Consider the following 24783-nt stretch of genomic DNA (forward strand, 5'->3'; position numbering starts at 1 on the left):
TAGTTAACTTTAATTACGCCGACTTACTTAATGGTTTTCTTCTAACCACGCCTGAAACATCAACACATCCCATAAATAATTTTGCCAGTCTTGCTCAGATGAAAGATGTTCTGCCCATTTTTGGCGAATTGGCTGCGGATTCAAAAATCCTTGTTGCTGTAGCCGATTTTCATCTAGTAGGTTTTCAGCCCAGTCTCGTAAAGGAACGCGCAACCAACTATCAATCGGCATTCCAAAACCCATTTTGGGGCGCTCAATTAAGTTTGGAGGTACATATTTATACAAAATCTGACGCAATAGCCATTTACCGTGACCATCACGGATTTTCAGAGAAAGTGGTATGCGCCAAGCTAATTCCACTACGCGGTGATCTAAAAATGGTATCCGACTTTCTAAACTCACAGCCATGCTGGCTCGATCAACCTTGACTAGGATATCGTCAGGGAGATAATTCACTGTGTCAAGGTACATCATCTGGTGAATGAAGTCGGGTAACTGCGATAATTGTTGGCGATCGCAGTAGTTCATCAAAGGCTTTAAACTATCTACTACTAATCCTTCTCGCTCCTTCCAATGAGAAATCATTTCTGTGTACAAAGCTTGGGCATCAGGAACAGCCAAAATTTCTGCAATCCAGTGCAATTTATCCCCAGGAGTAGGTTGCTTGAGTTTAGTTGGTAGTAAGTCTTGAAAGTTAGCCAAAGCACAATTCCAAGTTTGAGGCGATAAGCTAGACAGGGTACATGCAGCAGTCTGGCGCAAGGTTGGAGGTATCCAGCCAATCTTTTGCCAAGTGCTGTCACCCCAAAAATAGCGTGTGTATCCGGCAAAGAGTTCATCGCCACCATCCCCAGAAAGGCTAACTGTTACGTTCTGTTTTGCAAGCTGGGATATTAAGAAAGTTGGAATTTGGGAACTGTCAGCGAAGGGTTCATCATAAAGTGTCGGTAGCTTTGGGATGACAGCAAGTGCATCTTTTGGGGTTACATAAAGTTCTGTATGGTCTGTACCTAAATGCTGTGCTACTGCTTTGGCATAATGTGCTTCATTGTAGCTATCTTCATCAAAACCGATGGTAAATGTTTTCACCGGTCGGTTACTTTGAGCTTGCATTAAGGCTACTACTGTGGAGGAATCAATCCCTCCTGAAAGAAAAGCTCCTAGTGGCACATCTGCAACCATCCGTAGCCCGACCGCATCTTGTAATAATGCCTCCATCTGTGCAACAGCTTCCATTTCCGACCCGGTGAAGGGTTCATTAACACCCAACTCAGCGGCTTTGAGTGCAGACCAGTAGGGCATAGGATTGGGATGAGTATCCACCCCGTTCCAAGTGAGGATGGTTCCCGGTGGTAACTTATAGATGCCTTCGTAGATTGAATAGGGTGCAGGAACGTAGTTATTTCGGAGATAAACTGCTAAAGCATCACGGTTAATTTTTGTTTGGAAAGCGGGATGAACTTTCAAAGCTTTTAACTCGGAGCCAAATAGAAAGGTTTGGCCCATCCAACCATAATAGAGAGGTTTTTCACCCAAGCGATCGCGCCCTAAATGCAAAATTCGCTCTTGACGATCCCACAAGGCAAAAGCAAACATCCCATTAAAGCGCCCAATTGCCTCATGTAATCCCCACTGACTAAAGCTAGCCAGCATCACCTCAGTATCAGAACGTCCCCGAAAATGATGGCCTAGTGATTCAAGTTGACGCTTTAACTCCAAAAAGTTATAAATTTCGCCATTAAAAACAATTACATACCGTCCATTCGCAGATATCATCGGCTGATGTCCCTCTGGCGAAAGGTCTACAATCGCCAGTCGTCGATGCCCCAAAGCCATCCCTATCTCTGCATCAACCCAACTTCCGCCATTATCTGGCCCTCGATGTAAAAGCGTGTCTGACATCTGCTGAACCACATAGCACAGTTCATCAGAGTTGACTTGTCTAGAGATATTCCAAAAACCAGCAATGCCACACATGGAATTTTAGCCTTTCAATTGAGTTTTTTTGTAAGAATTCAGGATCTCTTTGGTGCTGAATTCTTAGAGGTTTGTCACTTTAGGCACTTTTAGATCCCCCCTAACCCTCTACGGTGTACACACAAGTTATCGAATCACTACCAGTCCTCGAATTACCCCACCCTAACCCTCCCCTTGCAAAGGGGAGGGAACTAGATTTCTTTTTTCCCCCCTTTCCAAGGGGGGATTAAGGGGGGTAATTCGATTTGTATGTACACCGTAGCCTAAAAAAGGGGAGGGAACCGGAATCAAAGTCCCCCAATAAATTGGGGGATTTAGGGGGATCTAAAATTTTTGATACCAACAAGATAACTTTTCAAATATCCTCTTACATTTTTTTGATTTTCATGATGAATTTCCTACTTTAAATTTTTGCTCTAACTGACTCGCCGCAGTCATAGCAGCCATTAATGAGAACATGATTAGGATGTAGCGTTCTTCTAAAATATTATGGCTAAATAGCCCCCAAAGAAGAATAAAAGCAGCAAAAGCGAAGCCAATATATTTAGTTTCACCGTTGGCATCTTGTATTACTGCATATACTAATATAGGTAAAATGAAAGCGCCTAAAAATCCGTGGTCTGCCATGTAGTATAAATAGATATTGTGTGTAGATATGTTCATATTCCAGGTTAAAGTTGAAGCAATTCCATTACCGAAAATTGGATGCTCAGTAAACATCTGCCAAGCTAAGTGAGCTACTTCTAAACGGGAATCAGCAGAATCTTCAGAATCAGAAGTTGAAACATTTTGGAACCATGAAATTCTTTCAAGAGAGTTTTGACTCAAGCTCAAATTTCGTAATAGTTCTTCTGACCATTGTGAGCCTAAACTAATAATTATTGTTCCTACTCCCAACACCCAATAAAGTAATTTATTAAGATGCAGTACACGGGTGATAGTAAAAATTACAACTGTAACTAACCATCCAAGAATAGCTCCTCTAGAAAATGTCAACAGCACCCCAATACCGATGAGAGATACGAAAGGTAAACGATATATTGGTTGCAATAGACTCACACTAAAAATCATGCCAAGTACCAATGCAGCCCCATCATTATTGGGATTTAGATAAAATCCGGCAGAGCGCCCACCAGTACCTAATGAATTAAATGCGATTGGATTAAAAAACTCATAAATGTTGTTGAAGACAGCCATTAATACTGCAATAAAAATTGCCCATCTAGTCCAGAGATGAATATTATTGTTGTTGGAGAAAATCAGGGACATTATTATGATAAATATCACTGATAAAATCCGTTTTCTTAATTCTTCAACAATAATCTCAGTAGGTATTGAAAATAGGATGAACCATAAAAAAGAGATAGCGATAAAACCAAGACACCAAAGAGTTACAGAGCGTGGTATGTATTTTTTATTTGAAAAAAGCAACGGGGTGGAGGCAATAGCAAAGAAGATAATCCAATACAACGGAGGTTGAGAGAAGATTCCTGATGTATACAAATAGGAATTTATTTCTGTGAAGAAAATGAAGATAGAAACTATTGCCAGGGCGCATTGATAATAAAATAGTAAATCTATTTTTTTACTTAGAGATGAATTCATGAGATAAACCAAGTAAAGCTGCTTCGGTTTTAAGGGCTAATTGAGCTACTGAGAAATGGTCAATAATTCGCTGTCGAATTTGAGTGCGATCGCAGCCATAAATACCAATAGTTTCTATCAGCTTTTTCATAGCATTTTTCAAAGCCTCTGGATTTTTAGGAGGTACTACTACATCGGTATCACCAACAATCCAAGCAGAATCACCTACATCTGTCACCACACAAGGTACGCCGCAAGCCATCGCTTCTCCAATTACATTGGGGAATCCTTCTGTATAGGATGAAGAAATAACAATATCTAGGGCATTGTATATTGCAGGCATATCTGTACGCGCCTTTACCCAGATGACTTGATCAGAAATACCTAATTTATTAGCCAGTTCGTACAACTCTTGTGCATAGTTTTCTGAGCCACTACCCACACAGACGAAACGCACATCCTGTCTCTCTTCAAAGAGTAATGCTGCTGCTTTAAGAAATGTGGGATGGTCTTTTCTTATATCTAGTCGCCCCACTAAACCGATTAAAATCATGTCTTGATAAATTCCCCATGAGCTTCGTATTTTTATCCGATCTTTTTGATCAGGTTTAAATAATTCGATATCAATACCATTAGGAATTACCGTCATCTTATTAGCAGGAAATCCATGAGCGAAGTAATATGTTCGACCAGCATAAGAATTAACAATAATCAGGTCAGCAAAGCGAGATAAAAGGCACTCTAACTGGAAAAGTAGATTCCCTAACCAATCATAAAAATTAGGTTCTACATTAGATGAGCGTATTCCCCAAATCATGCGAGTTGAGGGGAAAAAAGGCTTTAAGAAGATAGTGAGTAAATTCGGTATACCAATATATCCATGCAATATATCAGGATGTATACGTTGAAGATGCTGAAGAAGATCCCAAAAGAAACCAAATAAATGCCAGCGCCCTTTTTTATCCAAACAGATTACAGGTATTCCATTATCTTTTAAGTCTTTGTCTAAAGATAATAAACTACTAGGGTAAAAGCATAAAACAGTTATATCAAAGCATTGTTTATCGAGAGCTTTTGCTAGTGTTACTAATTGTCTTTCTGCTCCTCCATAGTTCAGGTCACGAATGAGGAATACAATCTTCTTTTTCATGTATTTTAAAATAGAAATTAGTTACTAAATCTGAAAAACCTCTCTCTAAGAGGATGTTTTAAAAGTAGTTAGCTGTGATTTGAATCGAATTATTACCCCCCTTAATCCCCCCTTATAAAGGGGGGAAACACGAAAATCCGGTTCCCTCACGCCACATGCTTCAAGTCGGCGAAGCCGCCCAACGCAGTGGCTCCCCTTTATAAGGGGAGGGTTAGGGTGGGGTAAAAAATATTTGATACATCAATCATGACTTTTAAAACCTCTCTCTAAATCTCTCTCCTAAAAGGAGAGAGACTTTGAATTTTCCCCTTCCCGCGCCGGTTAGGGGGTTAGGTTAATCGTTAGCTTTTCCATACGTGAAAAGTCAGTAATAACTTCAGCTAACACTTCTTCCCACATTCCCATAATTTTCTCTACGCTGAATCGTTCGATTATTTCTGGCGCACGAACAGCTAAAGATTTCCGTTGTTCTTCACTAGACATCAGTCGTTCCATTGCTGCGGCTAATGCTGACACATCTTCATTTGGAACCAAGATGCCATCTATGTCATCACGAATAATCTCTCGTGGGCCACTGGGACAATCTGTAGAGATGACTGGTAATCCAGATGCCATCGCTTCGCAGAGGGCATTAGGAAAACCCTCAAAGCGGGAAGACATAACAAAAATCTCTGCTTGCTGCAAAAAATCATAGTTATTTTTCACCATTCCAGGGAAATAAACGCGATCGCTCAATCCAAGTTGGTTACGCAAAGATTCCAACTCTGGGCGTAGTTTACCGTCTCCCAAAATTGTCAAAGTCCATTCTGGATAACGATCCTTCAGTTGTGCAAAGGCTTGCAGCAGTAAATCAAAGCCTTTCTCTGGGACAAAGCGTCCCATCGCAACGAGCGATCGCTCTCTTAGAACTTTGTCCGATGATTGTTTTTCTATCGGTGGTAATACAACCATATTAGGGATAATACAGCTATTCTTTTGTAGCTCTAATGGAAAACAATCTCTTGCTCTTTTAGTTTGAAAAACAATCCGATCTGCAAATGGATAAGTCTGTTGTCGTAGTTGTTTCCAAGCCCCACCTAAATAACTTTTTATTGGATTACTACGTTCAGATATCACCACTGGTATATTCAACCATCGCGTTGTTAATAAAGTTATCGCATTAATTTTAGACATGAAACTAATCACAACATCTGGTTTGCTGTTGATAATTGCATTTCGTAATGTTCCGATGCGGTTCAAATTATTATAGATACCGATAATCGCATTGGGAGATTTGCTAGCGATACCTAACGGAGTGTACAGAACACGACTATCTAAATCAAATTGGGGTATTTTATTGTCATCAAATGTCAATATAGTAATTTGCCATCCCTTAGCTGCCCAGTAATTTGCCATGATTGACATGACACGTTCCGCACCACCGTAAGTTAGTGAATAAATAATCAGTGTTAGTCTCATTTTTAGATAAGATATTTTAGGAATAGTGGATTTTTTTCAATTCACAGAATAATCTATTAGTTTTTTATTGGCAGAATAGGTTAAGAAAAAGAATGAGAAAATATAAACACAAGCAGTAGATAAAGCGATACCTGTAACACCCAACCATTGCATAAACACATAATTCAGAAAAATATTTATGGTTAAGTTACAAGCAGATCCCCACATCAATATATGATTTAATTGCATTGCAGAAATTAACCTAACAGCCAAAATTCCTGCGACATAAAAAGGTATTTGTAAGGCAAAGGAATTTTGGATTTGAGCTACTAATTGAGTATCGTTAGCTGTAAACGAACCTCTTTGAAAGAGTATGTGGACTATAGGCACAGAAAATATAAACAAGAATGCTGCCAGTAAAGTAGTCGTGACAAAAATGATTTGCATATATCGTTTAAGTGTGCGACGTGTACCTATCCAATCCTTAGAAGCTACCATTTTGGAAAAATAGGGGATCACAGCAGTACTTAATGCTGTGGTAGCTAAAGATATCGGGAAAGCAATGAGTTTGTTACCGTAGCCCAGTGCTGCTACACTACCAGGTGACAGCATTGCTGCCATAGATTGATCTACTAGATTTGTGCTACACATCAAAAAGCCGCCTGCAATCATTGGTAAATACTGGCTAACAACCTGACGTAGATGAGTATCAAACCCGTACCATTTGGGAAGCCATGAAATGCCTTGTCGGTGTAGTGCTGCTCCTAAAAGAGTTATTTCTACTGCTGCACCGCAGACTAACCCCGCTGCTAAAGCAAAAATACCCCAAGATTTGAGCATTAAGAGCAATAAGACGCTAATAGTTGGAGTGATAATAGGTGACAAAGCTGCTAGAGCAAAACGCTCTCCTGCGTTCAATACAGCGCTCCAGATGATAATAATCCCACTTAAGAGAACAAAAGGTGCGATCGCACAGAGCAGATGAAAAGTCATATCTAACTTTTTGGGACTGAACCCAGCAGCAATATATGGTAAATACACGTGTGCGCTAGCTACCATGACTATTGTCGTGATTCCTAACAGTCCCAAACCGCTAATTGTGGCTCCAGAGAAAAGCCTTTGGGCTACTTTTATACCTTCCTGCTCTCGTACCTGCATATAGACGGGTATAAGAGCAGTATTAAAAGAACCAGCAATGACATTAATGATAAAAGAAGGAACTAACAAGGCAATTAAAAATGCATCTAAGTCGTCTCCAGTACCAAATCTTTGAGCCACCACCAATTCTTTAGCTACAGCAGCAATTTTCACCAATGCTGTTAATAAACCAACTATCATCGCTGCACCAAAAATTTGGCGATTGATAGAGCCGCTTGTCAGTTGCTTCCAGTAGTCAACTAAGCTTTGCAAACGCCACATTTTCATACCGTATTGGGAAGAATTTAGAATTATTCAATCCAAAACCTAAAATCTAAAATTCGATAAGCGTGGTAATGATAATTGAGATAAACTCATATAAATTTTCAACAAATGTAAATATAGTTTGCCCTTGATTGTGATGCCATTAATACAGTTAAAATTCTTGACAATTTCTCCACCAAATTTTTCTTTAAACTGATTAATACCTAGTTTCTCCTGATCAGTGTTTCCGGTATACCAGCCTCCAAAATCATAAACAGAAATTCCTAAATTTTTAAATCTCACTATATCTTGCCAGTGGTGGTAACGATTTGCTCGTCCTAAAATCGATTGATAGGAAGTATCATTACTATTTTTAAGTGAAGCAGAATGCAAAAGGCGAACTCTATTATGACTACGATAATAAACGTGCCAAATTAAAGGTTCTCCATTATTTAGCTTAATGCGTGAAATATCAATTGCACCCGCCTTTACTCGATTTATTAGTTGAATTCTATTAATTCTAGCTAACCCTTTTTGAAAAGCAAACGAATCATAAAAATCGGAAAAGTCATTGATAATATCAGAGTTTATATGCTCAAAGTATTCATAAACAACCTGGTCTTTTTGCTCCGCTCGTCTAATCTTATATCTATCATTGCTACTAATACTTTCCCATAGTTCATCCTGACTTTTAGTTAGGTCAATTAGTCTTGTATGAAATTCATCAGACTGACTACCTTGAATCGGCTGTATCCATTGTCTGTAATGGAGTACATCCACATTACTTAATTCTGGTGGATCTTCATCAAACCAGACTTCTCCCACTGAAAAGATAAATTTTTTTGTAACAATCAACATCTATTTTTTCCTCACTTGATGATGACAATTAAATTCATTAATATAGCAAAAATTCTTAATTATCAACCTTGAAACGAGAATTTATCCGTTTTTGCAAAACTGCTAATATTGAATTTTGTTTGATAACTAATCTATCTCGCTTTCCATCCACACATGCTATCCATTTATTTGTGCCAATTTTGTGAGGATCAATATGGTGCATACCTATTTGATTCCAACCCATTCCACTTGCTTTGATAACTGGATTTCCTTTTATTTGTTTCTCTTGATAACTTGTCGTTGTCAGTTCAGTGATTTCAAATGCTCGAACTTTATTCCCATAAATATGCTCGCAATCTTGGGTATATCTAATAATTTTTTCATCGAGTACTACAACTCTACCGGCTGGTCTTGTGTTGTTTTTATTTCCCTCAACAACAGGACTTTTAGGATGCTCAATCCAGCCACTTGTCAAATCTTGAGAATAATAAAGACGCAGAATATTCCGGTCTTCTGATGTTGCAGTCAATAGCCACCACAGATTATTGTATTGAAAAATACTAGGATCTACAAAATCATTTTTATCAAGTAAGGTTTTGATAAACTTCCATTTTTTGGGAAAATTAGTTGCTTTATATAAACGAATAGAATTGGCTTCGGAAGTTTCTGGAATCATATAGTATTCGTTTTGAAATTTGAACACGTATGGATAAGATAAATGAAACGGTTCATCAAGTACAATTTGTTGGTAACTCCATTTATATGAATCATTGCTAGTTGCTAATCCGATTACTCCTTTATTTTGAAAACTATTTAGTACTTCAAAAAACATATACCAAATGCCATCCTCACAAAGCATAAATGGGTCAGCAACAAAGTTTGCTGGGACATCTGTTACGTCTTTTGCAGTCAAAACTGGATTACTGATTTTTTCTGGATTAACAAAATCAAAAAGAGATTCACCGATATAAATTCCAATTGACCAGTCACTTCTTCTTGTGACAAAAATCTTGGCTATATTTTTAATTCCAGCCAAATATCTATCGTTAACTCTAGAGAATTTATCCAATACTTGTAAGATACTATTGGTTTGATAGTTTTTGTACATATTTATTCTTCTACGTTCCATTTTAAATTTGTCATTGTTGTACACTATTTACGGTTTTACCTGTGCCAGTATTCTGACAGAAGTATTGCTGGAAATATTTGCTGCCGCATAACTTTCTAAGTGTTTTGGTTTATATCCTGGCACTAGTTCTTCAAGCAAACACAGAATAAAACTCGTATCATTTTTAGCGGCTGCTTGACATAAAGTCGCTACAGTAATAGACAAATTTTCTGGAATCATCTTACTAGCATTTTTGACTACTAACAGTTTTTCGTGTTGGGTTGGTTCATATTCTTCTCCAGGAATAAATAATTCCTCAAATAACTTTTCACCAGGACGTAAACCAGTAAATACAATCTCAATATCTTGGTTAACCTCATATCCTGAAAGGCGAATTAGTTCTTTAGCTAAGTCAACAATTTTCACAGGTTTACCCATATTCAACATTAAGACTTCACCACCACGACCAAGTACAGTAGCCTGCAAAACTAGTTGAACTGCCTCTGGAATTGTCATGAAATAACGACGAATCTCTGGATGGGTAACGGTTACTGGGCCGCCTGTTGCAATTTGTTTTTTAAAGGTGGGAACTACACTACCCCGACTACCTAAAACATTGCCAAAGCGCACCGTAACGTAGGGTTTACCACTTTCTCTTGCGGCTTGCAGCACTAACATTTCAGCGACTCTCTTACTAGCACCCATAACATTGGTAGGATTAACTGCTTTGTCTGTAGAAATCATCACGAAATGTTTCACATCATATTGCAGTGACAGTTCTAGTAAATTTTTTGTCCCCATGACATTGTTAGTGATTGCTTCTACTGGATGTAATTCCATTAGTGGGACGTGTTTATGAGCCGCAGCGTGAAAAATTACATCAGGTTGGAATAGCTCGAATGCATGTTCTAATCGAGACTTAAAGCGAATATCTGCAACAAAGGTTGAAATCCGAGGAGTGTCTCTTGAAGATTTGCCTTCATTTTCGATAACTTGAACAAGTTGTTCTAGTTCTTGTTGGATATTGAACACAGAATTTTCTCCATGTCCTATAAGTATCATTTCAGCAGGATTGCATTTAAAAATTTGCCGGCAAAGTTCGCTACCAATTGATCCACCTGAGCCTGTGATCAATACTGTTTTACCTTTGAGAAATTGAGCAACTTGATCAATATCTATTTGTACAGGTTCACGTCTGAGCAAATCCTCAATGCGTACATCCCGAATGCTGTCAACTCGCACACGACCATTAAGGATTTCATGTATGCCTGGTAAAGTGCTAGTTTGAGTTCCAGTTGCTTTGCAAATATCTAGAATTTCCCGAATGACTCCACCTGTAACTGTAGGCATCGCAATGATAACTTTATGAATTTTGAGAGATTGTAAAACATCAGGAATTTGATAGCGATCGCCTACTACAGGAATGCCACGTATATATGCGCGAAACTTGCGCGGGTCATCGTCAATAAAAGCAACAGGATGAAACCCTAACTGAGGATTTCTTTGCATTTCTTGTACAAGAGAAACGCCAGCATTGCCAGCACCAACTATCAACACACGGTCTTGTGGTTTAAATACTGTACGTTGCTGGCTGATTCTTTCTACAATCCGAATACTGAAACGCAATCCACCAATAAAAATACACGAAAGTAAACCGTCGATTAATGGTAGTGATTGTGGCAGTTTATCCATTGCTAAATACGGTATAAATCGCATAGCATCAAAGAATACAGCTTGAATTATTACCGCAATACCTATTAGCACAGTTATGTATAGAAGTTCCTCAATACTGGCATAGCGCCAGTAAAGTCTATAAAAACCAAAATTCCACAATACAGTTAGTTTGACTGCTAAAAAAAGTATTGTTGCAATTCCTAGTCTTGCTTTATACTCTTGAATGGAAAAATTGCCATTTAAGCATAGATTGAGAGCAAAAAAGGCTGTAAATGAAAAAACAATAGTATCAAAAAGAAACAAATGTTTGTTTTTTAAATCTAGCAATTTTATCAACAAGCTGCTAATTAATTTTTGAGGTAGCCAGTGAGAAACAAATAATAAGCAATCCATGTATGTAAAAGCCTCCAAGATAATTTAAGTAAGTAATCATCTCAATTACTTAGAAATATTCCAAGTTTTTCTAGACAAGTAAATATAGCCAATTAACACTATTTAAAAAATGTTGTCAATGTCAATCTACCCTATGACTATAATCGTTTTAGGGAATTTAAACCTGTCACATTTTACTAAATTAGCATTAGACTATTGATGTCTATAAATAACTTCTATAAATCAAGTCATTTTAGTTAATGATTATTTTTATACCCTTCCAAATATGTTGCAAATAGCTCGATTCTGTATTATTTTATTCAATGAGTTATTGTGGTTAATCAAACATTTGAAATCAAGCAATAGCTATGTTCACTACTATTAGAAATAGTATAGAAATCATATTTAATTTATGAAAAAATCTCAGTTGTCTTGTAGGGTGTGTTAGCAGAGCGTAACTCACCACAAGATTGGAATGGTGCCGTACTCTCAGCGATGACACACTCTACGTGTATTTCAAAAATCAAATACTAGTTCTATAGCTGTTGTTAATGTTTTATCTTTCAAAGCTGTTCCAGATTGAATTTGCATAATTAGGGCGGACAAGATGCCCACACAAGAGTTATATAAATTTTAGATATGCAAACTAAATGTGGTTTAGCTTATTAACTTTGTAGCAGTTTTTTATTAGTCGCGTCATGCCAATTTGGCGTAACTTATGCATATAAAAAGACATAACCGCATATGCTTAATTGTAAGCTAGTAGTTATTGTTACTTCTCTATTGATTTAAACTTGCAAAAGTCCCTGATCCCGCTTAAAAAAGCTTGTTCTAATTCCCTCCTTTTTAAGGTTAGAGAGAATTAAGTTTTAACCCAAGCGTATTCTCTTAAGGAGGATATTTATTTTTTTCAGTTCTCAAAGCAGAAGTCATAGTAACAATTGCCACTATGACTTCTACTATGTTTGATTTATGTGGTTGCTGTTGAGTATTTCTGAGTCTTGATTTAAATTCCCAACTAAACCTTTGCTTCCAAAGATTTGAGTAACTCAGTATTCACGCCCGACTCACGAGTTAGGGCAATTTTGCCAGTGCGGGCGATTTCTTTCAAACCAAATTTTTGCAACACCTGCACGATCGCTACCATTTTACCTGGATCTCCCACAACTTCTAAGGTGAGAGAATCTTCCGCCACGTCTACGACTCGCGCCCGGAAAATCTGAGACAGTTCGATCACTTCTGAGCGATTGCTGCTACTAGCGTTGACTTTCAAAAGCATCAATTCCCTCTCGACGCAAGGAGTTTCGGTAATGTCCTGTACTTTTAGGACATTGACTAACTTGTACAGTTGCTTGGTGAGTTGCTCGATAACGCGATCGTCACCAGGGACAACCATCGTAATTCGGGAGACTCCTCCTTGTTCAGCAGGGCCAACAGCAAGGCTTTCAATATTAAAGCCGCGACGCGCAAATAAACCAGAAATGCGGGAAAGAACACCCGCCTCATCTTCTACAAGAACCGAAAGAGTATGTTTCATCTTCGCCAACAGAGGCTAGAGCAGGAATTGAGTAACGCAGACACTAGCTAAGGGCTACGCTAGAGGTACTACCGCACTAAATTGTTAGTGCGACCTTCTATTTTAAACTTAATGGTTGCACTCATTGCATTCTCTAAAGATAAATTGGACAGAAATCATACTCCCAGCATGAATTGAATGGAATGTATATCTTTTCATTGGCAGATGCCGCGTTTCTGTAAAGCCTTTATACTTACGTTTGATAAGTCTGTAATAGGAGAAAATTTATATGAGTTGGTTAAAAAGACTGTTTGGAATGGAAAAACCTCAAAATGCAGAAGTAAATCCGACTGCACAGGCAATACCGCAAGCTCCAAGTACTAGCGTTGCACCTACTGCTACTCAATCTATACCCCCAGAACGTCTGGGATTAAACGGGGAATACGACCAAAGTGGGTTGGCAAAGCGGGTAGCGTTGGCATTTGATGAAGATCCCCAACTCGATGATGTTAACACCCTTTGGGTAGCTCAAACGGGTAGCACTGTAGTATTGAAAGGTAAAGTTCCTAGTCAAGAAATTCTTAATAAGATGGTTTCTGTGGCTAATTCTGTGCATGGCACTACAGATGTTGACACTAACCAAGCCACGATTGGCTAGGTGTCAAAGAATTTAAAGGTATTAGTGATGCGATCGCTCCCATTGCATAATATTTAGGGAATATTAGGGAATAACCAACGGTTGGCGATCAGCCAACCCATCTCTCAATCCAATCCAAAATCGCTTGGTTAACTTGTTCTGGACATTCATCATGGGGACAATGCCCTACATCCTCTAGATTCAGCACTTCCAGTTTCTCGTTGTACTGGGCGAATTGGCTAGCAAGGGCTGGCGGAACAAACCGATCTTTTTGTCCCCAAATTAACAGCATCGGAATTGTTAATGTTGGTAACACTGTCTTGACACTGGGACTAAAATTAATTCCGATCGCAGCTTTGAACAAAGCACTAAACGCCCTGGCAGAACCCCGGTCTTGGGGAGGCCCTGCTAAAATTTCGATCAGTTCATCGGTAATCGCCTCTGGGTTAGCGTAGGCAAGACTAGCCCAGCGGCGCAGAACCCCAGGACGGCGGACGAAGTTAAACACAGGTTTAAGTATTAACGGCGAAGCGACAACATTTTTAATTGCTCTGACGAGTGGGCGTAGTACAGGAGGAATTGCTTCTTGTTCTAATGACGGGTCTGGTAAACTCATCATCACCATACCCCCCACCATATCAGGATGGGCAGCAGCGGCGGCCATAGAAATCAGTGAACCGTTGGAATTGCCTATTAATATTGCTGGTTGACGGATAAATGTTTTCCAGAAGTCGTAAACTTGCTCTACCCAGAGTTCAATGCTGTAATTAGCTGCGGCTTTTTCAGAAGCGCCAAAACCCAGCATATCGATGGCGTAAACTGTGTGATGCTCACCCAACACCTCTAAATTATGTCGCCAATGACCAATGGAAGCACCAAAGCCATGTAACAGAATTAGGGGTGTTGTATTGTGGTGATTTTGGCTAGGGCGAATGTAAGTATAGCGGGTTTGCCAGCCGCGCCAAATCCAATCTCTTTGATTACCAACCCGTTCCTGCCAGTGTAGCGTAGTGGTCACACTTACCTCCGATTCATCAGCGTTGAAATCCCATTATAAGAATTGGGGATTGGGGATTGGGGATTAGGGATTGGGGATTGGGGATTAGGGATTGGGGATTAGGAATTAAATAAAGAGCTACCTTAACAGTACCCAGTCCCCAGTACCCAGTACCCAGTCCCCAGTACCCAGTCCCCAGTACCCAGTCCCCATTCCCTATTTACTTAACAAATTGCGGCATAATTTCGGCAGCGGTGAATATTCCATAGATGCCGCGTTGGTGCAATTGTCTACCAGCTTTGAGATAGCCAAAGGCAGGGCCGCAGACATTGGCTGCCATGCTGGTTTCATCTCCCAGAGTAAAAGTATGGGTAGAAATCTTCCCTTCAAAGGTACGTCCTGTTACCTTCACATTGGTGCTGAGGGGCTTTTTGGGATTGCGGGTATCGACTACACCACCAACTGTAACGCGATCGCGCCCTACGATCCCTGCCACTTCTAACATCACATCATCAGCATGTTCCATATTTTTCAATGTCAGTACACCATTAGTTTTATCTAGTAGTGCTTCTACTTCCGCGTCAGTCATCGCCCTAGCAGTTTCCACTGTATAACCAGGCATGTGGCCGATGTCCTCTCGAACAGTGGCGCGGTAAGCTTCCCAGTTAGCAATTCCCACCCCAAAGGTAATTTCAACTTGATGAATTTCGGCGTAGCTTTGGGCGGCTAAAGCTGCTGCTGCTGTTAGTAGTCCAGGTGTAGCACCACATCCTGTCATGTAGGTAATTCCAGCGGCTTGCAGTTCCTCTTTCATCGTGAGGAGTTGTTCTACAGCAGTGGTGCGTTTAATCGCATCTACTAATACCCCACGCCAACCAGATTTGATAAACTGCTTGGCTACAGTGGGAATAAAGTCATTTGGCAGGTTGGGTAAAGCCAAAAAATACCCATCTACAGGTTGAGCTATTTCGATTAAATCCTGAATACTTTGATTTGTTAAAGTACCAACTGGCTCTAAATAACCCACCGAACCTTCGGATTGATAGGTTGCAATGGATGCCTCAGTATTTAAACCGTCAGCAGCATAAGCGTAGCCTTTTTGATCTGCTGCTGCGACTAAAATCATTTCCCGTTTGCCAGCAACTACCTTGGCGGCTGCTTGTCCGAGTCCGCCGAAACCCAGTACTCCCACGCGTATCGCTGGTGAAATATTTAGAGAATTTTTGATTTGTTCAGAATTCATAGTCAATTCGTTAAGTTGAATCAAAAGCCTTTGACACTCTGCATCTCAGCTTCCGGCTTTTAACTGGTGGCTGATGGCTGATAGCTCAAAGCTATAGAGATTAATTATGATTCATTATCCTGGGTTCTTTGGCTTGATATTGCAGATATTTATCTGTTTCCTGCCGCGACCAGACAGGTCTTGGGTTTAAGACCCCGACCAAATTTTTAATTTGGTAGTTCTCCCAACAGAAGGAGTCTGAATCCCCAACTGAGGTAAAACCGGCGTTACATATTTGCGGGATGATTTTGCTAGTTTTGTGGGATGGGCCGAAAAGCCACTGGTGTCAACTTAACGCGAAACCGCACGTCCGCCAGGGATTTACAATCCCTGGCGGGTGAACAACACCCAATCAGTACGCTATTTTTGGCTGAAGTTGACACCAGTGGCTTTTCGGCCCACCCTACAAGAATTATCCCTTGATTCAGCAACGCCGTAAAACCTCCTGCCTCCTGCCTCCTTCAACTTTCACTTCTTCGCCTGTATTACTTGTAAACTACCACCTGCATATAAAGTTGGCTTACCTACATCAAAGCCAGTCTTAGTTAACAACTCAGCTAAATCAGTTTTGAGCAATTCCCAAGCTGTTTCCGTCTCAAACAACAACAAAAACACTGATACCCCAGGCCAAAATATCGGATTTGTCGGAGCATGAAAATCCACTAGCGTAAACATCCCTCCTGGCTTTAGCACCCGATAAACCTCATTAATAATTTTTCGTAATTGCTGAGGCTGCATCTCGTGTAATGCAACGCTGGTATGCACTACATCAAACAGATTATCTGCAAATGGCATCTCCTCGGCAAAAGCTTCTATATATGAAGCTAAGGGTACATTTTGCCGCGCCCGTTGCAAAGACTTGGGTGAGGCGTCTAACCCTGTTACATTTTGTGAAATTTTTACCAAGAATTCCGTCGTTTGACCACTGCCGCAACACAAATCTAATATGTGAGTATCTGAGTGAATTGTTAAGCCTTGCAAAGCAAGTTGCCGAAAACGAGCTTCACCACCTACACTTAAGGCTGCTAAACGAGAGATACCATCATATAACCACTGATAGCGGTAACTCCAATCTCTTAAAATTGTTGCCATTGCATATTTCCTTGCTATTAAGCTTTATATTTAATAAAGATATATTGTTAACATTAGTAAAAAACCTGAAAAGATTGGGGGAAAGTAACTGCTATGGGTCGTGTAGGCGTCTTATTACTCAATCTCGGTGGCCCCGATAAGCTAGAGGATGTCGGGCCGTTTTTATACAACCTATTTTCCGATCCGGAAATTATTCGCCTACCATTTCGCTGGTTGCAAAAACCCCTAGCCTGGTTTATTGCCACGCGGCGAACCAGAACATCTCAAGAAAATTATAAGCAAATCGGTGGTGGTTCACCATTGCGGCGGATCACAGAAGCCCAAGGTGAAGCTTTAAAAGAACAGTTAGGTTTTTTGGGGCAAGAAGTTAATATTTATGTGGGAATGCGTTATTGGCATCCCTATACAGAAGAGGCGATCGCACAGATCAGCCAAGATAACGTAGAACACCTGGTAATATTACCACTATATCCCCAGTTTTCTATCAGTACCAGTGGTTCCAGCTTCCGGCTTTTAGAAAAGCTTTGGCAAGAAGACCCAAAACTTCAACCAATTGATTACACAGTCATTCCTTCTTGGTACAAACAACCAGGCTACCTGCAAGCAATGGCGCAACTCATAGCCCAGGAACTTGAGCAATTCCCTAACCCGGATGAGGTTCATATATTCTTCAGCGCTCACGGCGTTCCGAAAAGCTACGTTGAGGAAGCAGGCGACCCTTACCAGGCGGAAATTGAAGAATGTACTGCGTTGATTATGCAGACTCTCAATCGGCCCAATGCCCACACCTTAGCTTACCAAAGCCGTGTTGGCCCAGTAGAATGGCTCCAACCCTATACTGAAGATGCTCTCAAAGAACTAGGCGCAGAAGGCGTGAAAGATTTGGTTGTCGTGCCAATTAGTTTTGTCTCAGAGCATATTGAGACACTACAAGAAATCGATATTGAGTATCGGGAAGTAGCCGAAGAATCAGGAATTCACAACTTCCGTCGCGTACCGGCTCCTAATACCCATCCAGTATTTATTAATGCGCTAGCCGAATTAGTGATTGATGCGCTGAGAAACCCCAGTTTCAAGCTTTCCCAAGCTGCTCAAATGAAAAAAATGGTAAAGATGTACCCTCAAGAGCGTTGGGAATGGGGTCTGACGACTAGTGCTGAAGTATGGAATGGTCGGATTGCTATGCTCGGTTTTATTGCCTTAATCATCGAGCTGATTACCGGTCACGGCTTCTTGCACATGATTGGAATTTTGCAATAAAGGGCATTGGGCATTGGGCATTGGAAAAATCTTCCTTTGTCCTTCCGTTTGCATAGCGTCTCCGTTATAACAATTTCTGTACCCCGTTGGGGATGACGTAGCCATCAAAGAAAGCCTGATCTTTATACTTCTCTGCTTGCCCCATGCCCCATGCCCTATGCCCTACGCCTTTTACCCTTGTGATACCAGCCATACCACTGTTTAGCACTACGAACTGCAAACCAGAGCAGTATTAAAGCAATTACTCCTCCTTGCCAAGGAGCATCAAAGGCAAAAAGCACTAGAGCAATACACAAGGTATCTTGAAGAAATACTGCCCACAACGGTAAGCCACGTAACCGATAGAACCAACCAACTTGGACTAACTGGAGTACCAAAGCTAGCAAACCCCCAATTATGGCAATCAGCCAGTTTGGCGTTGCTGTTGCGGTAGCTACTCCTAACCCCATAATTGCGCCCACGAGGGGAGACATAAATAACTGAATCAGTTGGAGCAATCTTTGCCCCCATAGCTTTTTTGAGACTAATAATTCAATTAATGACCAACTGGTGAGGCAGCCTAATAATATTGGTGGAGAAATGTGGGATAAAATTGGAACTTGCGACCATAAGTTACTACCCTGCAATAGTCCAATAATTAGCAAAGGTATGCCTATTCTCATTCCTGCTGCGGCAGATGCAGAAAGTGTGGCTAGGATTTCAATCATCAAAGCACTGTTAACACTAATAAATAAGTAAGTATTTGTTCTATATACTACCCACTGTGAGCAATAATTCCAGCATTAAACAGATTGCAATACTAAATGTTGTTGGTATCTTTATATAGGAATCTGCTTTGATTTTTGAACTTACTTGCGTGGGTAGGCAATAGGCAATAGGCAAGAAGGCTTTTTGAGTTGTAAGGTGTTTTTTTTAAAATCAAATAAGAGTCATATATATCTTTTTTTGTAATATCTGCGTATTTTTTGGGTAACAAGTTAGTAGCAAGCGCTTAAGCGCTCACTACAAGCAAATTAATCCTAAATTCCCAATCGTTGGTAAACTTCTTCTAAATGCTGGAGATGTTGCTGGGGGTCGAAACAGACCTCTAGTTCTTCTGGAGACAACTTTTGAGTAACACGCGGGTCTTTGCTAATCAAGTCTTGGAAATTGCCTTCTGCTTTGTTCCAAGCAGCGTGAGCGCTTTCTTGAACGATCGCATAAGCATCTTCTCGCTTGCTTCCCTTGTCTATCAAAGCCAGTAGTACTTTTTGGCTGAAGACAACGCCGCCATAACAGTTGAGATTCCGTTCCATGTTCTCAGGATAGACCAACAGGTTTTTTACCAAGTCGGTTATTTCTGACAACATAAAGTGGGTCAAAGTGCAAGCATCTGGCAAAATTACCCGTTCTACAGAACTGTGGGAAATATCCCGCTCATGCCATAGAGCAACGTTTTCTAAAGCTGCACCGGCATGACTTCTGACGAGTCGTGCCATTCCGGTCAGCCGTTCCGAACGGATGGGGTTGCGCTTGTGTGGCATTGCTGAGGAACCTTTCTGACCTTTGGCGAAAAATTCTTCAACTTCCAGAACGTCTGTTTTTTGCAGATTGCGAATTTCTACAGCAAAGCGTTCGATGGATGCGGCTACCAAAGCTAATTGTTGCACGTAGTCGGCGTGGCGATCGCGAGAAATAACTTGGGTTGAGGCTGTATCAGGTTCGAGTCCAAGTTTTTCGCAAGCGATCGCTTCTACACGGGGTTCAACATTTGCATAAGTTCCCACTGCACCAGAAATCTTACCCACAGCGATCGTTTGGCGGAGTATTCTCAGGCGTTCTTGGTGTCGCAACACTTCTGCTAACCAACCAGCTAGCTTGAAACCAAAAGTAATCGGTTCAGCGTGAATACCATGCGATCGGCCAGCCATCACTGTATGACGATGTTCCCGTGCTTTTTGGCGAATTACCTGAATCAAATCTTCCAGACGTTGCAATAATAGATCCAGGCTGGCAACCAATTGCAATGCTAAAGCCGTATCCAAAACATCCGAACTAGTTAAACCAAGGTGAATATAACGTCCGGCATCACCAACATATTCATTGACATTTGTCAAGAAAGCGATGACATCATGGCGGACTACAGCTTCAATTTCCAGTACCCGCTTCGGGTCAAAATCTGCCTTGGCTTTAATTTCCTCAACCGCCTCAGATGGAATGTAACCAAGTTCAGCTTGAGCCTCACAAACAGCAATTTCGACTTCCAGCCAAGTTTTTAGTTTATAGGCTTCACTCCACAGATTAGCCATTTCGGGCAAAGTATAACGCTCAATCACAGTTCGGCACAGAATACAACCGTCATATTCTACAGTAGACCTCTTGCAAAAATATGTTTTTTCACTTTTAGGGAAAAGGGTAAAGGTTAAAGGGAAAGGATTTTGAGTTTCTTTACCCTTTCCCCCTTACCCTTTCCCCCGACTTTTGCAAGAAGTCTAGTCTAATTAATGTAGATCACTTTTTAATGCTACTTTTTGCTTAGGGACGGAACTAGTTTTTGCATCTGACATGATGATACTAATCCTGCCGTCAGCTTCCATATATGCAAACTTCACATCGGCTAGAAATTCTACACCTTGCTGACGTAACTTGCTCATCAATTCATCATCTGTAATTAACTCTCGTTGCAAATGACGCTCAATCATCCGACCATTTTTTACCAATAGCAGTGGTGGCTGATTCATAAAACGTTGGAATTGGGGTATTTTGTAGCCTAACCAGTTCAGCAAGTAACTCCAAAAAATCACAGTTCCTACCAGGATAGCACCCTCAGTAATCGATGTATAATTACTTGCCATAGCATTTTGGGCAGCTTCAGCAAATAGCACAACCACGAGTAAATCAGTGATTCCTAGTGTTCCTAGTTGTCGGCTAGGAAGGACACGTAGCACCGAGAACAGCGCTAAATAGACCAACGAACCACGGATAATCAACTCAAAGACGCTGATGCTAGGAACAAAAATTGCCTGCCAATCGATGAAAAACCATTTTTCCGTTAGCACTGATTTTCTCCCTGGTTCAATAGAATTCTGGAAAAATCCAGTATAAGGTTATTTACCTAAAACAGGCTTTAAGTCAGGGTTTGAGACTGATTAAAATCGCGGATTTTTTCTTCTCTGTTGTAAGCGTTTGGGCTTTCTAAAAGACTGGAATAAACGATTCATCAAGCGAGAAAATGGCTTTTTATTAGTTGATGATTGCCCCTTTGGAGCCGTGCCATTATATTCCGTGTTATCAGATATAGGGATGGCATGTTTAGTTGGAGTTATGCCGCTGCCGTATCTTCTGGAATAAACTTGGGTAAATTCAGCACCAAAGAAAAGAATCTGTGCGGCATAGTTAACCCAAGCTAAGATTACTACCAATGAACCAGCTGCACCATAAGCGGAACCAAAACTGCCATTACCTAAATACTGTCCTAATAAAAATCTCCCAATGGAGAATAAAAAGGAGGTGAGCATGGCTCCAATTAAAACATCACTCCAAGCAATTTTGACATCTGGTAGGACTTTAAAAATGAGTCCGAACAGGAATGTAGTGATGGCGAAAGAGAGGATGAAATTGAGAATCTGCCAGATAAAATCGAGGCCTGGTAGCAAGTTGCTAAAGTATGTTACTAATGCTGCTAAGGCTGTACTAATTACCAGAGAAACTAACAGTAAAAAACCAATACCGATCACCATTGCAAAAGACAAAAAGCGTAGGCGAATAATGTTAGTTACGCCGCGTCCAGGTTTCGGTTTCACTTCCCAAATCGTGTTGAGGGAATCTTGTAACTCAGTAAATAAACCAGTAGCACCTAAGAGCAAAACTACAACACTAATAATAGAAGCGATCGCTCCTGTTTGTGGTTTGTTAGCATTGTTAATAGCTGTTTGGATAAATTCTGCACCATCTTGACCGACTAAACCTTGAATCTGTCCGACGATTTGACCCCTTGCCGCTTCTTCTCCAAATACTGCCCCTGCGATCGCAATTACAATAATTAGCAATGGTGCAATAGAAAAAATTGTGTAGTAAGCCAACGCCGCCGCTAACCGTGAGGCTTTATCCTCACTCCATTCTTTAAACGTCTCTTGGAAAAGCTCCCAAATTGCTTGCAAATTCATCCAATCAGTCTCCTTCTAGGGATGTTGCTTAGTCCCTGATATATTGGATACTGATTGACTGAGTGGTGACATCCTCCCAAGGGAGTTTATGCAGTACTCTGGAGGAGGAATTTAGAATTTTATAGTGCAATACAGTTCAGATAAGACCAAAACACTTGTAGAGACGGCGATTTATCGCGTCTTCAAAGACCAATTATCTACACCAATAACCCTTAACCCAAGCTTATTGTTTTCTAATACCAATTCAATTAATGATTGCAACACATCCTTGGGTAAAGACGCGATGAATCGCAATACTTGTCGGTTAAGGGTTAAAGGGGAAGGTGGGGTCCCCTCTGGGGATAAGGGGCGGGGGGAAAGGGAAATTAAAAACCTTTAACCCAAACCCAGTAACCCTTTCCCAAAACCAAACTTTGGGTTCAAAATGCAAAACCCGAGTAGTATTGCGATGAATCGCGTCTCTACAAATGGTCTATTTGTGGCATTCTTTTTTCAAATTGGTATTACCAACCTTTCATTGCATTCTGTCGATTGTGCGATATTGAATTGCTTCCGCTACATGATTAGTTTTTAGCTCATCTTCTGCCGCTAAATCTGCAATAGTCCGTGCTACTTTGAGAATGCGATCGCTAGCTCTTGCCGATAAACCTAATTTTCTAATTGCAACTTCTAATAAATTCCGACTAGCATCATCTAGTTTGCACCATTTCTGGAGATGACGACTTTGCATGTGGGCATTGCAACGCAGATTTACTTCTCCTTGAAAGCGGGTAATGGCGCGATCGCTTGCTTGTTGAACCCGTTCGCGGACTGATGTTGATGCTTCTCCGGTAGGTTGTTGGGTAATTTCTTCTGGTTTCAAACGATTCACTGCAACTTGTAAATCAATTCGATCCATCAATGGCCCAGAAAGTTTGGCCCAATATTGCTCGCGTTGGCGGGGAGAACAAGTACATTGTTGGATGGTATCGCCATAGTAACCGCATGGACAAGGATTAGTACTCGCTACCAAAGTAAACTGTGCGGGAAACATTACCGATAATTTGGTGCGGGAAATTGTGACGTAGCCATCTTCTAAAGGTTGACGCAGAAATTCTAAAACATCTCGTTTAAATTCTGTCAACTCGTCTAAAAAAAGTACACCTCTGTGAGATAATGAAATCTCTCCAGGACGAGGGAAGCTACCACCACCCACAAGAGAAGGCCCAGATGCCGAGTGGTGGGGACTGCGAAAAGGGCGATCGCGTACCAATGAACCACGATTTTTCAGTAAACCAGCCACCGAATGAATCCGAGTCACTTCCAAAGATTCGGCAAAGCTCAAAGGCGGTAAAATTCCCGGTAAGCGCCTTGCTAACATCGTTTTGCCACTACCGGGCGGCCCGACAAAAATTAGATTATGCCCACCAGCCGCAGCAATTTCTAAAGCACGACGCGCGTGAGCCTGTCCTTTCACATCATGCAAATCTGCGCCAGGGTAAGATTCTTTTGTTATCTCCGTTGTACTATCCATCTGTACAGGTTTGTAACGCCCCGGATTATTTAAAAAATCCACCACCTCAGACAAATGTTTGCAGCCGAAAACAGCCAAGCCTTCGACTACTGCCGCTTCTTGGGCATTATCAGCAGGGAGAACTAAACCGGCAATTCCCATCTTTTGGGCAGATGCTGCGATCGGTAATACACCAGCCACAGGGCGTAAGCTGCCATCCAAAGAGACTTCGCCCAAAAATAGATAATCCCCCAATAAATCAGCACTAACTTGCTCCGAAGCCGCCAAAATTCCCACACTAATAGGCAAATCGAAACAGGGGCCTTCTTTGCGTAAATCTGCCGGAGTTAAATTAATTACTATTTTTCGCATCGGAAAGGCAAAGCCAGCATTTTTCAAAGTTGCTTTAACTCTTTCTCTTGATTCTTGAATCGCTGAATCTGGCAGTCCCAAGACAACAATTCCCGGTAATCCCCCTGACACATCGACTTCCACGCCTACTTTAACGGCATCGATGCCCACAATTGATGCACTCCAGACTCTAGCAAGCATTTCTTATATAAGAGTAAACCTTTCAAATCTCTAGCAAATGAGTTGATAGATTGGCATTAGTGAAACCACATAGACGATTTCTTCACTTACCGCTTGCAGTAAGTGTAGGCTTCCCAATTCATTAGCAGTCTTAGTTTGGCACTACTGCCAAACTGTAGTAAGTAGGTAGGTGGAAATAAACTAAACTATATTACTAAAAGTAAACACGCCTAAAACCCTTACTAATGACAAATGACAAATGACAAATAACGACCTTCACCAGTTAACTTT

Annotated in this window: 19 protein-coding genes; 2 read left to right on the forward strand and 17 right to left on the reverse strand. The window is 40.8% G+C overall.

The window, feature by feature from the left end; translation table 11 throughout:
• Positions 1 to 27 precede the first annotated feature (27 nt).
• From asnB to ilvN, 9 genes are all read right to left on the reverse strand, one after another.
• A complete protein-coding gene (asnB, locus tag ACWATR_RS27305; RefSeq protein WP_460339151.1) occupies positions 28 to 1977 on the reverse strand; it encodes an asparagine synthase (glutamine-hydrolyzing) in 1950 nt (649 codons plus the stop codon).
• A 384-nt stretch (positions 1978 to 2361) separates the two neighbouring features.
• Positions 2362 to 3582, reverse strand: a complete 1221-nt coding sequence (locus ACWATR_RS27310; protein WP_460339153.1) for an O-antigen ligase family protein — start codon at positions 3580 to 3582, stop codon at positions 2362 to 2364.
• Positions 3563 to 4711: a glycosyltransferase gene (locus ACWATR_RS27315; RefSeq protein WP_460339155.1), complete on the reverse strand. Its 1149-nt coding sequence runs from the start codon at positions 4709 to 4711 to the stop codon at positions 3563 to 3565. The genes ACWATR_RS27310 and ACWATR_RS27315 overlap by 20 nt, the downstream gene beginning before the upstream one ends.
• 321 nt (positions 4712 to 5032) lie before the next feature.
• Positions 5033 to 6169, reverse strand: coding sequence for a glycosyltransferase family 4 protein (locus tag ACWATR_RS27320; protein ID WP_460339157.1), 1137 nt, complete (start codon positions 6167 to 6169; stop codon positions 5033 to 5035).
• Between the two features lie 36 nt (positions 6170 to 6205).
• Positions 6206 to 7573 (reverse strand): murein biosynthesis integral membrane protein MurJ, encoded by a 1368-nt coding sequence (gene murJ, locus ACWATR_RS27325; protein WP_460339159.1) that lies wholly within the window; start codon positions 7571 to 7573, stop codon positions 6206 to 6208.
• Positions 7574 to 7612: 39 nt separating this feature from the next.
• Positions 7613 to 8407, reverse strand: coding sequence for a hypothetical protein (locus tag ACWATR_RS27330; RefSeq protein WP_460339161.1), 795 nt, complete (start codon positions 8405 to 8407; stop codon positions 7613 to 7615).
• Between the two features lie 55 nt (positions 8408 to 8462).
• Positions 8463 to 9515, reverse strand: coding sequence for a glucosamine inositolphosphorylceramide transferase family protein (locus tag ACWATR_RS27335; protein WP_460339163.1), 1053 nt, complete (start codon positions 9513 to 9515; stop codon positions 8463 to 8465).
• A gap of 27 nt (positions 9516 to 9542) precedes the next feature.
• Positions 9543 to 11561: a polysaccharide biosynthesis protein gene (locus ACWATR_RS27340; RefSeq protein ID WP_460339165.1), complete on the reverse strand. Its 2019-nt coding sequence runs from the start codon at positions 11559 to 11561 to the stop codon at positions 9543 to 9545.
• Between the two features lie 997 nt (positions 11562 to 12558).
• Positions 12559 to 13077, reverse strand: a complete 519-nt coding sequence (ilvN, locus tag ACWATR_RS27345; RefSeq protein WP_069069184.1) for an acetolactate synthase small subunit — start codon at positions 13075 to 13077, stop codon at positions 12559 to 12561.
• Between the two features lie 268 nt (positions 13078 to 13345).
• Here ilvN and ACWATR_RS27350 point away from each other — a divergent pair, with 268 nt between their 5' ends.
• On the forward strand, positions 13346 to 13714 hold the full coding sequence (locus tag ACWATR_RS27350) for a BON domain-containing protein (RefSeq protein WP_460339168.1): 369 nt from the start codon (positions 13346 to 13348) through the stop codon (positions 13712 to 13714).
• 88 nt (positions 13715 to 13802) lie between these two features.
• Here the strand turns inward: ACWATR_RS27350 and ACWATR_RS27355 are convergent, their stop codons facing one another.
• From ACWATR_RS27355 to ACWATR_RS27365, 3 genes are all read right to left on the reverse strand, one after another.
• Positions 13803 to 14711 (reverse strand): alpha/beta fold hydrolase, encoded by a 909-nt coding sequence (locus ACWATR_RS27355; protein WP_460339170.1) that lies wholly within the window; start codon positions 14709 to 14711, stop codon positions 13803 to 13805.
• A 199-nt stretch (positions 14712 to 14910) separates the two neighbouring features.
• Positions 14911 to 15933 (reverse strand): (S)-8-amino-7-oxononanoate synthase BioU, encoded by a 1023-nt coding sequence (gene bioU, locus ACWATR_RS27360; RefSeq protein WP_460339172.1) that lies wholly within the window; start codon positions 15931 to 15933, stop codon positions 14911 to 14913.
• Positions 15934 to 16440: 507 nt separating this feature from the next.
• Complete coding sequence (locus ACWATR_RS27365) at positions 16441 to 17064, reverse strand: class I SAM-dependent methyltransferase (RefSeq protein WP_460339174.1); 624 nt, start codon at positions 17062 to 17064, stop codon at positions 16441 to 16443.
• A gap of 93 nt (positions 17065 to 17157) precedes the next feature.
• Between ACWATR_RS27365 and hemH the strand changes: the two genes are divergently transcribed.
• A complete protein-coding gene (gene hemH, locus ACWATR_RS27370) occupies positions 17158 to 18324 on the forward strand; it encodes a ferrochelatase (protein ID WP_460339176.1) in 1167 nt (388 codons plus the stop codon).
• A gap of 155 nt (positions 18325 to 18479) precedes the next feature.
• Here the strand turns inward: hemH and ACWATR_RS27375 are convergent, their stop codons facing one another.
• The 5 genes from ACWATR_RS27375 to ACWATR_RS27395 form a co-directional block, all read right to left on the reverse strand.
• A complete protein-coding gene (locus ACWATR_RS27375) occupies positions 18480 to 19031 on the reverse strand; it encodes a DUF4126 domain-containing protein (protein WP_460339178.1) in 552 nt (183 codons plus the stop codon).
• A gap of 312 nt (positions 19032 to 19343) precedes the next feature.
• Complete coding sequence (gene purB / locus ACWATR_RS27380; RefSeq protein ID WP_460339180.1) at positions 19344 to 20639, reverse strand: adenylosuccinate lyase; 1296 nt, start codon at positions 20637 to 20639, stop codon at positions 19344 to 19346.
• Positions 20640 to 20804: 165 nt separating this feature from the next.
• Entirely contained in the window at positions 20805 to 21362 is a 558-nt protein-coding gene (locus tag ACWATR_RS27385; RefSeq protein ID WP_460339182.1) for a DUF421 domain-containing protein, read from the reverse strand.
• Positions 21363 to 21452: 90 nt separating this feature from the next.
• A complete protein-coding gene (locus ACWATR_RS27390; protein ID WP_460339184.1) occupies positions 21453 to 22469 on the reverse strand; it encodes a YihY/virulence factor BrkB family protein in 1017 nt (338 codons plus the stop codon).
• A gap of 514 nt (positions 22470 to 22983) precedes the next feature.
• The gene (locus ACWATR_RS27395) at positions 22984 to 24513 is read right to left on the reverse strand and encodes a YifB family Mg chelatase-like AAA ATPase (RefSeq protein ID WP_460339186.1); all 1530 of its coding nucleotides are present in this window, start codon (positions 24511 to 24513) and stop codon (positions 22984 to 22986) included.
• Positions 24514 to 24783 lie beyond the last annotated feature (270 nt).

The sequence above is a fragment of the Nostoc sp. UIC 10890 genome (assembly GCF_054786515.1).